Origin of the sequence: Pseudomonas sp. KSR10 (genome assembly GCF_022355455.1) — a bacterium.
Lineage (GTDB): Bacteria > Pseudomonadota > Gammaproteobacteria > Pseudomonadales > Pseudomonadaceae > Stutzerimonas > Stutzerimonas stutzeri_E.
Map to the genome: position 1 here is coordinate 1,300,513 of NZ_JAKOEN010000019.1, position 13,082 is coordinate 1,313,594.

General features: G+C 60.0%; 15 protein-coding genes. 1 reads left to right on the forward strand and 14 read right to left on the reverse strand.

Annotated features, from left to right (window positions below; translation table 11 throughout):
- Positions 1 to 72: 72 nt before the first annotated feature.
- The 7 genes from MCB86_RS14815 to MCB86_RS14845 form a co-directional block, all read right to left on the reverse strand.
- On the reverse strand, positions 73 to 954 hold the full coding sequence (locus tag MCB86_RS14815; RefSeq protein ID WP_239611601.1) for an ABC transporter permease subunit: 882 nt from the start codon (positions 952 to 954) through the stop codon (positions 73 to 75).
- 11 nt (positions 955 to 965) lie between these two features.
- Entirely contained in the window at positions 966 to 2,117 is a 1,152-nt protein-coding gene (gene potA / locus MCB86_RS14820) for a polyamine ABC transporter ATP-binding protein (protein ID WP_045164234.1), read from the reverse strand.
- A 102-nt stretch (positions 2,118 to 2,219) separates the two neighbouring features.
- Positions 2,220 to 3,305 carry a polyamine ABC transporter substrate-binding protein gene (locus tag MCB86_RS14825; RefSeq protein ID WP_239611350.1) on the reverse strand — a complete coding sequence of 362 codons (1,086 nt, stop codon included), beginning with the start codon at positions 3,303 to 3,305 and terminating at the stop codon, positions 2,220 to 2,222.
- Between the two features lie 231 nt (positions 3,306 to 3,536).
- The gene (locus tag MCB86_RS14830; protein ID WP_239611351.1) at positions 3,537 to 4,634 is read right to left on the reverse strand and encodes a polyamine ABC transporter substrate-binding protein; all 1,098 of its coding nucleotides are present in this window, start codon (positions 4,632 to 4,634) and stop codon (positions 3,537 to 3,539) included.
- Between the two features lie 255 nt (positions 4,635 to 4,889).
- Positions 4,890 to 6,248 (reverse strand): aspartate aminotransferase family protein, encoded by a 1,359-nt coding sequence (locus tag MCB86_RS14835; protein ID WP_239611352.1) that lies wholly within the window; start codon positions 6,246 to 6,248, stop codon positions 4,890 to 4,892.
- Between the two features lie 163 nt (positions 6,249 to 6,411).
- Entirely contained in the window at positions 6,412 to 7,767 is a 1,356-nt protein-coding gene (locus tag MCB86_RS14840; protein WP_239611353.1) for a glutamine synthetase family protein, read from the reverse strand.
- A gap of 40 nt (positions 7,768 to 7,807) precedes the next feature.
- Positions 7,808 to 8,554, reverse strand: coding sequence for a gamma-glutamyl-gamma-aminobutyrate hydrolase family protein (locus MCB86_RS14845; RefSeq protein ID WP_239611354.1), 747 nt, complete (start codon positions 8,552 to 8,554; stop codon positions 7,808 to 7,810).
- A 251-nt stretch (positions 8,555 to 8,805) separates the two neighbouring features.
- Between MCB86_RS14845 and MCB86_RS14850 the strand changes: the two genes are divergently transcribed.
- Positions 8,806 to 10,182: a glutamine synthetase family protein gene (locus tag MCB86_RS14850; protein ID WP_045164240.1), complete on the forward strand. Its 1,377-nt coding sequence runs from the start codon at positions 8,806 to 8,808 to the stop codon at positions 10,180 to 10,182.
- A 40-nt stretch (positions 10,183 to 10,222) separates the two neighbouring features.
- Here MCB86_RS14850 and MCB86_RS14855 read toward each other — a convergent pair whose 3' ends face one another.
- The 7 genes from MCB86_RS14855 to MCB86_RS14885 form a co-directional block, all read right to left on the reverse strand.
- A complete protein-coding gene (locus tag MCB86_RS14855; RefSeq protein ID WP_239611355.1) occupies positions 10,223 to 10,630 on the reverse strand; it encodes a VOC family protein in 408 nt (135 codons plus the stop codon).
- Positions 10,627 to 11,118: an AraC family transcriptional regulator gene (locus MCB86_RS14860; RefSeq protein ID WP_239611356.1), complete on the reverse strand. Its 492-nt coding sequence runs from the start codon at positions 11,116 to 11,118 to the stop codon at positions 10,627 to 10,629. The genes MCB86_RS14855 and MCB86_RS14860 overlap by 4 nt, the downstream gene beginning before the upstream one ends.
- Positions 11,119 to 11,211: 93 nt before the next feature.
- Positions 11,212 to 11,616 (reverse strand): VOC family protein, encoded by a 405-nt coding sequence (locus MCB86_RS14865; protein ID WP_239611357.1) that lies wholly within the window; start codon positions 11,614 to 11,616, stop codon positions 11,212 to 11,214.
- A 92-nt stretch (positions 11,617 to 11,708) separates the two neighbouring features.
- Positions 11,709 to 12,050, reverse strand: coding sequence for a TfoX/Sxy family protein (locus MCB86_RS14870; protein ID WP_239611358.1), 342 nt, complete (start codon positions 12,048 to 12,050; stop codon positions 11,709 to 11,711).
- 34 nt (positions 12,051 to 12,084) lie between these two features.
- The gene (locus MCB86_RS14875) at positions 12,085 to 12,456 is read right to left on the reverse strand and encodes a VOC family protein (protein ID WP_239611359.1); all 372 of its coding nucleotides are present in this window, start codon (positions 12,454 to 12,456) and stop codon (positions 12,085 to 12,087) included.
- Positions 12,457 to 12,518: 62 nt separating this feature from the next.
- Positions 12,519 to 12,827 (reverse strand): chorismate mutase, encoded by a 309-nt coding sequence (locus MCB86_RS14880; protein ID WP_239611360.1) that lies wholly within the window; start codon positions 12,825 to 12,827, stop codon positions 12,519 to 12,521.
- A 21-nt stretch (positions 12,828 to 12,848) separates the two neighbouring features.
- Entirely contained in the window at positions 12,849 to 13,016 is a 168-nt protein-coding gene (locus MCB86_RS14885; protein ID WP_239611361.1) for a hypothetical protein, read from the reverse strand.
- Positions 13,017 to 13,082: the final 66 nt, after the last annotated feature.

Genomic DNA, 13,082 nt, shown 5'->3' on the forward strand with positions numbered 1-13,082 from the left:
TGCCCTCCAACTCTTTCGCCATGCTTGTGGGTAGAGTGCCGGTTGAACAGGGCAGCCAGCTAGTTAGGTGAGTCATAGCTTGCCCTCAAGCTCTTTGGCTTGGTTGCGGTTGAACAGAATGATCGGCACCAGCAGGATCGCCAGCATCACCACCGCCAGGGCGGACGCCACCGGCCAGTCACGGTTGTTGAAGAACTCCTGCCAGAGTACCTTGCCGATCATCAGCGTTTCCGGACCACCGAGCAGCTCGGGGATCACGAATTCGCCCACCACCGGGATGAACACCAGCATGCAGCCGGCGATGATGCCGTTCTTCGACAGCGGCACGGTGATCTTCCAGAACGCTTTCAGATTGCTGGCGCCGAGGTCCGAGGCCGCCTCGAGCAGGCTCGTGTCATGCTTCACCAGGTTGGCGTAGAGCGGCAGGATCATGAACGGCAGGTAGGAATAGACCACTCCGATGTACACCGCCAGATCGGTGTTGAGGATGCGCAGCGGCTCGTCGATCAGCCCCATTCCCAACAGCAGGCCATTGAGGATGCCGTTGCTGCTGAGAATGCCCATCCAGGCGTAGACCCGGATCAGAATCGCCGTCCAGGTGGGCATCATGATCAGCAGCAACAGGACCGTCTGTAGATCCTTGCGCGCCCGGGCGATGGCGTAGGCCATGGGATAGCCGACCGCCAGACAGATCAGGGTGCTGAAGAAGGCGATGCGCAGCGAGCCGGCGTAGGCCGCCCAGTACAGGTCATCCTCGCTGAGGAAAATGTAGTTGCCGAGGTTGATCACCAGCTGCAGCTGTTGCTCGGCGTAGGTGAATATCTCCGTATAGGGAGGGATCGCCACGTCCGCCTCGGCAAAGCTGATCTTCAGCACGATGGCGAACGGCAGCAGGAAAAACAGCATCAGCCAGATGAAGGGTACGCCGATGACCAGTCGGCGCCCGGTATTCAAGCGTGAGCGGTTCATGCCTGCAGTACCACGCCGCTGTCGTCCCACCAATAGACGAACACTTCTTCCTCCCATGTCGGCCATTTCACGTGGCGTTCGGCGTTGGCGAGAAAAGCCTGCACGATCATCCCCGACGAGAGCTTGATGTAGTAGACCGAATGCCCGCCCAGATAGGCGATGTCGTGCACCACGCCCTTGGCCCAGTTGTAGCCCGGCCGCTGCAGCTCAGGGAGTTCGGTGCCGATCAGCAGCTTCTCTGGACGAATGGCATAGGTAATCTGTTTGTCCTGCGCACGGGTGCTGATGCCATGCCCGACGTAGATCGGATTCTCCAGACCGGGAGAGGCGATGACGGCGTGATCTTCCACGTCTTCGATCAGCTCGCCCTCGAACAGGTTGACATTGCCTATGAACTCACAGACCAGCCGGCTTGCCGGAGTCTCGTAGATATCCATCGGACTGCCGACCTGGGCGATCCAGCCCAGGTGCATGATGGCGATACGTTCGGCCATGGTCATGGCCTCTTCCTGATCGTGGGTGACCATCACGCAGGTCACGCCGACCCGCTCGATGATCTGCACCAGTTCCAGCTGCATCTGCGAGCGCAGCTTCTTGTCCAGCGCGCCCATGGGCTCGTCGAGCAGCAACAGCTTGGGCCGCTTGGCCAGCGAGCGGGCCAGGGCGACGCGCTGACGCTGGCCGCCGGACAGCTGATGCGGCTTGCGCTTGGCGTACTGACTCATCTGCACCAAGGTCAGCATCTCATCGACGCGCGCCTGCACCTCATCCTTGGGCAGTCCGTCCTGCTTGAGGCCGAAGGCAATATTCTGCGCAACCGTCATGTGCGGGAACAGTGCATAGGACTGGAACATCATGTTGATCGGCCGCTCGTAAGGCGGCATGTCGGTGATGTCCTGACCGTCGAGAAAAATCCGCCCTTCGGTCGGTCGCTCGAAACCCGCCAGCATGCGCAGCAAGGTCGACTTGCCCGAGCCGGAACCGCCCAGCAGAGCGAAGATTTCGCCCTGATGGATGCTCAGCGAGACATCATCGACGGCCACCGTTTCGTCGAACTTCTTGGTGACGCGGTCGATCTTCAGCAGCACCTGTTTGTTCTGACTCTCGCCGGTGAGGGCTTTTTTGTAGGCGCTGGAGGCAACGGCCATGCGCGAACTCCCGATTGGAAAAAAGAATGGGCCCGGACAGCACCGGGAATATCGATTCGATACGCGGCGGCAGCTCCGCCGCGCTCGTGTTGTTCGCGGCTTTTACTGACCGGACTTCACCTTGTTCCAACTGCGCGTTTTAAGACGCAAGATCTTTTGCGGCAGCTCGGCGGAGACATACAACCGGTCCAATACTTCCTGCGGCGGATAAACCGCGGGGTCATTGCGCACCTCCTGGTCCATGAGCCCGTCCGCTTTCGGGTTGGGGTTGGCATAGCCCACGTAATCGCTGACGGATGCAATCACCTCCGGCTTCAGCAGGTAGTTGATGAACGCATGGGCTTCGTCGACATTCTGCGCGTCGGCCGGAATGGCAAGCATGTCGAACCAGAGATTGCCGCCCTCCTTGGGAATGGCATAGGCGATGTCGATGCCTTTGCCGGCCTCATCGGCACGAGCGGCGGCCTGGAAGACATCCCCGGAGTAACCGGCAGCGATGCAGATGTTTCCATTGGCCAGATCGGAAATGTATTTGGAAGAGTGGAAATACCGCACGTAAGGACGCACTTCCAGCAGTTTGGCTTCGGCCTTGGCGTAGTCGTCCGGGTTTTCGCTATTGGGGTCCAGCCCCAGATAATTGAGCATCGCCGGAATCATCTCGTCGGCCGAGTCGAAAAAGGCAATGCCGCAACCGGCGAGCTTCTTGGCGTTTTCCGGTTCGAACAACACGGCCCAGGAGTCGACCTTCTCGACGCCCAGCGCTGCGGTCACTTTCTCGACGTTGTAGCCGATGCCGTTGGTACCCCAGAGATAAGGCGCCGCGTACGCGTTGCCCGGGTCGTTCTTCTGCAACTGCTTGAGCAACGCCGGATCCAGGTTCTCCCAGTTCGGCAGCTTGCTCTTGTCCAGCTTTTGGAAAGCCCCGGCCTGGATCTGCTTGCCGAGGAAATGGTTGGAGGGCACCACCACGTCGTAGCCGGTGCGGCCGGCGAGGAGTTTGCCCTCGAGGGTTTCGTTGGAGTCGAAGACGTCATAGACGGGCTTGATGCCAGTGTCTTTCTCGAATTCTTCCAGAGTGGTTTCACCGATGTAATCGGACCAGTTGTAGATATGCACCGTGGCAGCCTGAGCGGATGCAGCACCGCTGACCGCAGCGGTTAGAAGAAGCGACTTCAATGTCGAACGCATGAGAGTGTCCTCTTGTTGCAAGCCGCGCGATCAGCGGGCGAAAGGCGGGCTGTTTATTGGAAAAACCTCTAAAAATCAACTGGCACTGCGTAAAGAGCGATACGGCTACGCTCGAAAGGAGGCACTGCATGCAGATCGCAAGCCAGAGATGCGGGTCCGTACATGGCTTCCTTCAGGGTTTTGTTGCCAACCCGCCAGACCTGCAAGGGGATCTGGCGAGTTGGCTGTGCATCAACGACCGGACTTGATCTTGGTCCAGCTGCGAGTCATCGCCCGCTGGGTTTTCGGATCCAGGTCCGGGAAGGTATAGAGCTTCTGCAGGACAGCCTTGCTCGGGTAGATACCAGGGTCCGTGCGGATCGCCTCGTCCACCAGCGGGGTGGCCGCTGCGTTGCCGTTGGGGAACTGCACGTAGTCGGTAATAGAGGCCATCACCTCAGGCTTCATCAGGTAATTGAGGAACACATGCGCACTCTCGACATTCTTCGCGTCGGCCGGGATGGCCAGCATGTCGAAGAAAGTGCCCGCGCCTTCCTGCGGAATGTTGTATTTCACCGTGACCGTATTGCCCGCTTCCTCTGCACGCGCCTTGGCCTGGTAGATATCGCCGGAATAGCCGATGGCGACGCAGACGTTGCCGTTGGCCAGGTCCGAGATGTACTTGGAAGAATGGAAGTAGGCCACGTTCGGACGGATCTGCATGAACAGCTCCTCGGCCTTTTTCAGCTCATCGGACTTCGTGGTGTCCGGCTTGTAGCCCAGATAATGCAATGCGGCCGGCAGGATCTCCGTTGGCGAGTCAAGGAAGGACACCCCGCACGACTTCAGCTTTTCCATGTTCTCTGGCTTGAATACCAGGTCCCAAGAATCCACCGGAGCGTCCGCACCGAGCGCGGCCTTGATCTTCTCGGGGTTGTAGCCAATGCCGATGGTGCCCCACATGTAGGGAACCGAATACTGGTTGCCCGGATCGCTCGGTTGCAGTGCCTTGAGCAGGTCCTCATCGAGGTTTTGCCAGTTCGGCAGCTGGCTCTTGTCGAGCTTCTGGAATACGCCGGCCTTGATCTGCTTGGCCAGGAAGGGGTTGGACGGTACGACCACGTCATAGCCTGAGCTGCCGGCGAGCAGCTTGGCTTCCAGCACTTCGTTACTGTCAAAGACGTCGTAGACGACCTTGATACCGGTTTCCTTGGTGAAGTTCTCCAAGGTGTCTTCGGCGATATAGTCGGACCAGTTATAGACGTGCAGCACCTTGTCTTCAGCCTGCGCGGCACCGGCGACTGCGCCGGCCAGCGTCATGGCGAGTAGGGTCTTGGCAAAGGGTTTCATCCGTGCAGCTCCTGTTGTCGTCGTTAGTATCGGGGCTAGGGACAGGCTGGAAAGATGAGTGCCATCTTCCACCACTTCCCGGCAGCAAACTGAGGCAGTGCTGGCATCGACACACCCCTCGGTAAGTCAGGCCAAAGCACGCGCGCAGTCTGGCAAGGTCGGGGGCCGTTTTTCAACAACCTGAGCGTGCTGGCACGCTCATTGGTTGCATTCATCCCGGCGCCGGTGTGCATCGCCCGGTGCACCTCGCCCCGCTCAGCCGAGCGCGTCCTTGGCAGTCGCATCCAGACATAGGCGAACCTTGCCGATCAGCTCGTCGATCTGCTCTTCGTTTATCACCAGCGGCGGCGAAATGATCATGGTGTCGCCTACCGCCCGCATTACCAGGCCGTTACGGAAGCAATGTTCGCGGCAGAGCATGCCCACTCCCGGATCAGCGAAACGCTCACGGGTTTTCTTGTTCTTTACCAACTCCAGCGCGCCGAGCATGCCGACGCCACGCGCCTCGCCCACCAACGGATGCTCGACCAACTCACGCCAGCGAGACTGCAAATAAGGTGCCGTCTTGCTCTTCACCTGCTCGACGATTTTCTCTTCACGCATGATGCGGATGTTCTCCAGCGCCACCGCCGCGGCTACCGGGTGCCCCGAGTAGGTAAAGCCGTGATAGAACTCGCCGCCCTCGTTGAGTGTGTGCACCACTTCGTCGCGTACCACCACGCCGCCCATCGGCAGGTAGCCGGAGGTCAGGCCCTTGGCGATCGGCATCAGGTCAGGCGCATTGCCGTAGTAGTCGCTGCCGAACCATTCTCCGGTGCGCCCGAAGCCACAGATCACTTCGTCGGCAATGAACAGGATGTCGTAGCGGGCAAGAATCTCGCGAATCTTCGGCCAGTAGCTGTCCGGCGGAATGATCACGCCGCCGGCGCCCTGGATCGGTTCGGCGATGAAGGCCGCGACCTTGTCCTCACCCACCTCGAGAATCTTCTGCTCCAGCTGCTCAGCCACACGAGCGCCGAACTCCTCCGGCTCCATGTCGCCGCTCTCACCGAACCAGTAGGGCTGGTCGATGTGCTCGATCCCCGGAATCGGACCATCGCCTTGTTCGTGCATGGCTTTCATCCCGCCGAGGCTGGCGCCAGCGATGGTCGACCCGTGATAGCCATTCCAGCGGCCAATGACCACCTTCTTCTGCGGCTGACCCTTGATCGCCCAGTAATGGCGCACCATACGCAGCACGGTGTCGTTGGCTTCCGAACCCGAGCCGGTGAAGAACACATGGTTCATGCCGTCCGGCGCGATTTCGGCAATCGCCTTGGCTAGCGCGAGGGCCGGCGGGTGGGCAGTCTGGAAAAACAGGTTGTAGTAGGGCAGCTCGCGCATCTGCCGAGTCGCCGCCTCGACCAGCTCCTCGCGGCCATAACCCAGATTGACGCACCAGAGCCCGGCCATCGCATCGAGGATCTTGTGACCCTCGCTGTCCCATAGATAGACGCCTTCGCCACGGGTGATGATGCGCGTGCCCTTGGCGTTGAGTGCCTTGAAGTCGGTGAACGGCGGCAGGTGATGGTCGCGGCTCAGGGCTTGCCACTGCAGGGTTTGCGAATCGCTCATCGATCACCTCTTTAATCCGTAATGTTTGATGGATGAAAACCTCATCCACCCTGCGCCTCGGCCAAACGTAGGGTGGATCACCTTTGATCGATCTACCGGGTGGCGGTCCACCGAACGGAGCCATGGTGGATGAAAAAAGCGTCATCCACCCTACGGCTGTCCGTTACACCGAGAGCATCAGGAATTCGCGCTCCCAGGAACTGATGACCCGGTGGTAATTTTCTTGCTCGGCCCGTTTGACTGCGACGTAGCCGGTGATGAATTTCGGGCTCAAGTATTTCTCCAGTTGCCGACAGCTCTCCATCCGTTCCAGCGCGGCTTCCAGAGTCAATGGCAGGCGCAGGTTGCGCCGTTCATAGCCCCGCCCCTTCACCGCCTGGCTCGGTGGCAACTCCTCGACCATGCCGATGTAGCCACACAGCAAGCTCGCCGCGATGGCCAGGTACGGGTTGGCATCAGCCCCCGGCAGACGGTTCTCGACGCGACGGTTCTGCGGGTCTGAATCCGGCACGCGCAGGCCGACGGTACGGTTCTCCTCACCCCATTCGACATTGACCGGCGCCGAGGTGTCAGGCAGGAACCGACGAAACGAATTGACGTTGGGTGCGAACAGCGGAAGGAGCTCGGGAATGTACTTCTGCAGGCCGCCGACGTGATGCAGGAACAGCTGGCTCATGGTGCCGTCGCTGTTGGAAAAGATATTGCGCCCGGTCTCGTCGATCACGCTCTGGTGCAGATGCATGGCGCTACCCGGCTCGCCGGTCATGGGCTTGGCCATGAAGGTAGCCGCGACGTTGTGCTTGAGCGCCGCCTCACGCATGGTGCGCTTGAACACCAGGATCTGATCGGCCAGATGCAGCGCTTCGCCATGACGGAAATTGATTTCCATCTGCGCGGTGCCTTCCTCATGAATCAGGGTGTCCAGATCCAGGCCCTGGGCTTCGCACCAGTCGTACATGTCTTCGAACAGCGGGTCGAATTCGTTGGCCGCATCGATGGAGAACGACTGCCGGCCGGTCTCCTGGCGGCCCGAGCGGCCGACTGGCGGCTGGAACGGCAAATCCGGATCCTCGCAGCGCTTGGTCAGGTAGAACTCCATCTCCGGCGCGACGATAGGCTGCCAGCCTTTGTCGGCATACATCTTCAAGACGCGCTTCAGGATATTGCGTGGCGAGAGTTCGATGGGGTTGCCCATCTTGTCGTAGGTATCGTGAATCACCTGAGCCGTCGGTTCGATGGCCCAGGGCACCAGGAACACCGCATCCGGATCGGGTCGGCAGAACATGTCGATATCGGCCGGGTCGAGCAGCTCGTAATAGATGTCGTCCTCGACATAATCGCCGGTCACGGTCTGCAGCAGCACGCTCTCCGGCAGGCGCATGCCTTTCTCGTCGAGGAACTTGTTGGTGGGGGAAATCTTGCCGCGGGCGATGCCGGTCAAATCGCTGATCAGGCATTCCACCTCGGTGATCTTGCGTTCTTTCAGCCAGCCGGTGAGCTGGTCGAGCTTGCTGGACATAACGACCTCGATGTATGAAACAGGCACCGTGCAACTGCGCTTAACGGCGCTCTGCATGCTCCCGGCATGCTCGGGCAAAGCCTTGGAACAACGCCAGATAATAAGGGTGGTCGTGCACTTTCCATTCCGGATGCCATTGCACGCCGAGTGCGAAGCTTTGCGCATGCTCCACGGAGAAGGCTTCGATCAGCCCATCGGGCGCCAGCGCTTCGATGCGCAGCCCCCCCCCGAGGCGCTCGACGCCCTGACCGTGCACCGAATTGACCTCGATGCGCGGCGGCAGGCCGAGCCGCTCCAGCAGCCCGCCAGGCTGTACATGCAGGTCGTGGCTGAGCCCGTATTGAACCTCGACCGGATCTTCGGCGCGCTCGCGATGATCGGCGTAGGGGCCGGCTTCATGCACCTTCTGATGCAGGCTGCCACCGAACGCCACGTTCATCTCCTGAAACCCGCGGCAGACTCCAAATACCGGAAGGCCGGCCTCGACCGCCGCGCGAATCAGCGGCAGGGTCAGTTGGTCGCGAGAAGGGTCGTGCGGCGTGCCTTCGGCGCTGGCGGGTCCGCCATAGCGGTGAGGTTCGACGTTGGAAGGCGAGCCGGTGAGGAACAGCCCGTCTACGCTATCAAGAAGGGCGGCTGGATCGATGAGATCATCCAGCGCCGGGATGACCAGCGGCAAACCCGCGATAGCGACTGCACGCAGGTACTTGTCGCCGGCAATGTGAAAGTTGTGGTGGCCAATCTGCCTGGTACAGGCGGAAACGCCGATCAATGGCACGCTAGGCATGGGATACTCGTCTTTCCGGATGGGGCTCGTCGGAGAGTAGTCTTGTTCATTTTTATAGACAATAGCCGACCGTTGCCGCTTCGGAAAGCTGAGTAAGCGCTTTGCGATTTTTTCTCGAACCGCCCCAAAAACGCCCATTGTGGGCCTCGACGGGGCATTTCGAGGCGCTATTGACAGCGACCTGGCTTTTCGATTGACTCCGAGACAAGCTATTTGATGATTGAAATTTTTAACAATTAAGGTGCTTCATCATGCTCCCGCCGCCGCGTGCCGTTCAGCTCAACGAAGCGAACGCATTTCTCAAGGAACACCCGGAGGTCCAATACGTCGACCTGCTGATCGCAGACATGAATGGTGTCGTTCGAGGCAAGCGCATCGAGCGCGCCAGCCTGCATCGGGTGTATGAAAAAGGTATCAACCTCCCCGCCTCGCTGTTTGCCCTCGACATCAATGGCATCACTGTGGAAAGCACCGGGCTGGGGATGGACATCGGTGATTCCGACCGAACCTGCTTCCCCATCCCCAACACGCTGAGCAACGAACCCTGGCAGAAGCGCCCCACCGCGCAGCTACTGATGACCATGCACGAGCGCGACGGCTCGCCGTTCTTCGCCGATCCGCGTGAGGTGCTGCGCCAGGTGGTGAGCAAGTTCGACGAGCTGGGCCTGACCATTTGCGCGGCCTTCGAACTGGAGTTCTACCTGATCGATCAAGAGAACGTGAACGGCCGTCCGCAACCGCCACGCTCACCGATCTCCGGCAAGCGCCCGCACTCCACGCAGGTCTATCTGATCGATGACCTGGACGAATACGTCGATTGCCTGCAGGACATTCTCGAGGGCGCCAAGGAACAGGGCATTCCCGCCGATGCCATCGTCAAGGAAAGCGCCCCGGCGCAATTCGAGGTCAACCTCCACCACGTCGCCGACCCGATCAAGGCGTGTGACTATGCGGTGCTACTCAAGCGGCTGATCAAGAACATTGCCTACGACCATGAGATGGACACCACCTTTATGGCCAAGCCCTACCCGGGCCAGGCCGGTAACGGGTTGCACGTGCACATTTCGCTACTGGACAAGAACGGCAACAATATCTTCGCCACCGATAATCCGCTGGAAAGCGAGACGCTGCGCCACGCCATTGGCGGTATTCAGCAGACCATGGCCGCGTCGATGGCCTTCCTCTGCCCTAACGTCAACTCTTACCGCCGGTTCGGTGCTCAGTTCTACGTACCGAATGCGCCCTGCTGGGGTCTGGACAACCGCACCGTGGCACTACGAGTGCCGACCGACAGCCCGGACGCCGTGCGCATCGAGCATCGTGTAGCCGGCGCCGACGCCAACCCCTACCTGCTGCTGGCGGGCGTACTGGCCGGGGTTCACCACGGATTGACCAACAAGATCGCCCCGGACGAGCCGATCGAGGGCAACTCCTACGAGCAGGTCGAGCAGAGCCTGCCGACCAACCTGCGCGATGCCCTGCGCGAGCTGGACGACAGCGAGATCATGGCGCGCTATATCGACTCCACGTACATCGACATCTTCGTCGCTTGCAAAGAGAGTGAACTGGCCGAATTCGAACACTCGATCTCCGACCTGGAATACAACTGGTATCTGCACACCGTGTGACGCCCCGGGCCCCGCACCCGAGCGTGCGGGGCTCGCTGTTTCAGCGGCGCATCTGCAGCATTTTCCATCCGTTTCCGGATGGATCACGGAAACCGGCATCCACGTTGCCGTACCGATCTTCGGGCTCCTGCGTAAATTCCACACCCTGGTCGCGCATCCGCGTGTAGGCCTCACGGCAATCGTCGACAACCAGCACGAGGGGCGGCATCGCGCCTTTGGCTACCATTGCGAGCAGTGTCTGTGCGGTCGCCGCATCGTGAGTCGGCGGTCCCGGCAAGAGCAGCCCGAGCTGGAATGTCGGCTGATCGGGATGCTGTACCGTGAGCCAGCGGTAATCACCGTTGCGCACGTCCGTGTGAACGCGAAAGCCGAGTTTCGTGACATAGAACGCCAGCGCTTCATCCTGGTCACGAACGTACAAACCAGCCACTTCGATACCTTGAGTCATAGAGCCTCCTTTTCTTGGACTCCCGTTATATCGCCCGCTTTCCGACGTCGCTTCTCCGAAACTGCCATTGTCAGGGCGGGTCGCAGCGCTGCGCCGAGGACACAGGCGGGTACGCGACCGGGGTCTTGCATCCTGGACCGCTCGTACGCTCGGATCTCGCCCGGATTCCTGCCGGTTATGTCGCGGAAGGTGCGCCCGAACGTGCCCAGGCTTCGCCAACCTGTGCGATAGGCGATCTCGGTGATGGGCAGGTCAGTTTCTCGCAGCAATGTCGTGGCTCGCTCGATGCGTCGCGTGAGCAGGTAGCGATGTGGTGGAACGCCGAACGCCTGCTTGAACGATCGTGCGAAATGGGCCCCAGAAATGCAGCTGACGCGCGCCAACCGCCAGACAGGCCAATCCTCGGCCGGTGCGGCATCCATCCTATCCTTCGCGCGCAGCAGTCGACGCAGCAACTCGGGACTCTGGCTGGCGGTTTCTCCACTCATGCAGGATCCAAGGTTGAGTCCGGTTTCCCCGAATCAAGCCGCGGGCCGACTCGATTCAGTCATCAGCCCAGTGCGCAACGGTGCGCCTGATCATCAGGCGGTTATCACCACCGAGGGCGCACTGCGCTCGGCCGGTCCATGAAAGACGGCCTCGATATTGTTTCCATCAGGATCCAGGACGAACGCGCCAAAGTAGCCGGGATGATAAGGCCGTTCGCCCGGCGCGCCATTATCCCGACCGCCCGCCGCAAGCGCTGCCAGATGAAAGCGTTGCACCGTTTCGCGATCGGGCGCCTGAAAAGCGAGATGAACCCGGGTGATATAGCCATCGGCTTTGTCCACGAACAACTCATCGGCGTGAAAGAAGCCTGGCCCCTCTTGCAGTGCATCCTCGTGCCCCAACGCCGCGAACACCGCGCGATAGAAGTTTTTGCTGGCGTCAAGATCGGCGACCCGTAGGTGGATATGGTCAACGAGTCTGCCTCGGTGAAACTGCATGACGATCTCCTCGTAAGTAAGAGCCTGTAGAAAACACTTTGCAGAGCGACGCCAGACTTGAAGCGCCTTGCTGTTCTGCCGGAAATGCTGCGTCAGGGCTCGAGCGACTTGGCTACCCTGGCCGAACGAGTCTTGCGCGGCTTGGCGGCTTTCGGGGCAGGCATGAGCGCTGCGGTTTCAATGATGAGACGGCGAAGCACATCGGTATCGTCCAGCAGCTCGTCAGCGACAGGATAGTGCTTCGCGCCGGGATACGGCGGCCGTTGTGGCAGCTCGGGCGCAAGATCGGAGGCGGCCTGGGATGGCTTGACGAAGAGGCTGTTGTCACAAGCGAACGCCACGACCTTGCCGTCAAGATAGAGTGCGTACTCGCCAAACATCTTTCGATAGGTCAGGCGACCACCCAGACCAACCTGTTCAGCGATGTATTCCACGAAGTCGCGGCTGCTAGCCATACCTTCCTCGCACTCACATCTGAGTTGACGGGTTTCGCTCATGCTGCAGGATATTGACCAGCTTGCCCATCGGGTCCCTGACATAGAAGCGCCGAACACCCCAGGGCTCGATGACCGGGCCGTATTCCAAGGCGATACCCGCATCCTGAACACGACGCAGGGCGTCAGATAAATCATCCACCTCAATGGAAAGATCCGGGACAGCCGTGCCGGAGCCGCCCTGGCTTGCGAAGCTGACCTGCGCGGTCATGTTCGCCGGACTCGTATAGGTACGAATCCAGCCATGATCCATTGCCAGGTCAAGCCCCAGAACGTCTTTGTAGAATGCATGCGCAACAGCCGGATCGGCGACGGAAACGTTGGCCACGATACGTTTGACCTTCATGCGAACTCCCATAGGAGGCGACGCGCCATAGGCGATTGCCAGTAACCGATTTAAACCCCAGGTCAGCGTTGTGCATCATTTTCAGCGAGCAACGAATGAGCTGTGAGCTCGGCTTCGATGAACGCTGCAATCATGGCGCGATAAACGCTTTCCACCACGCGAGGGTTTGCCCCCTGCTCTTGCGCAAGCAAGCCGACCTTCGCGATGACCTGTTCTACCCGATCAGGGGCTTTTACTTCAGCCACCGTCGCTTTGAAGGATGCTGCTTGCGTGACGAACGTTCCTCGCTCGGCGAGTAACGTCACTATTTCTCTATCGACCCTGTCGATGTTGTCGCGGACTTCGCCGAGTGAGTGGCATTTGATGCCCATGGCCGACATACCCCGTTGGTTTCAATCTGACGTTGGAGACCTTTCCATAGGTCGATAAAGCGTTTGTAGCAGGCCAAGCCATTGAGCACCGTTATAGGTGAGCTTGGCCGGCATTTCCAGAAGGTGGGCGAACGCCGCGCTCAGGCTGAGGGCCGTCAGCATGATCGTGAGAAATCGCAGTGATTTCATCGTCTTGCTCCCGACGTGGCAAGCGCATGGCACTTCTTAAGCCGAGCCGTCAAGCGACGGTCCTGA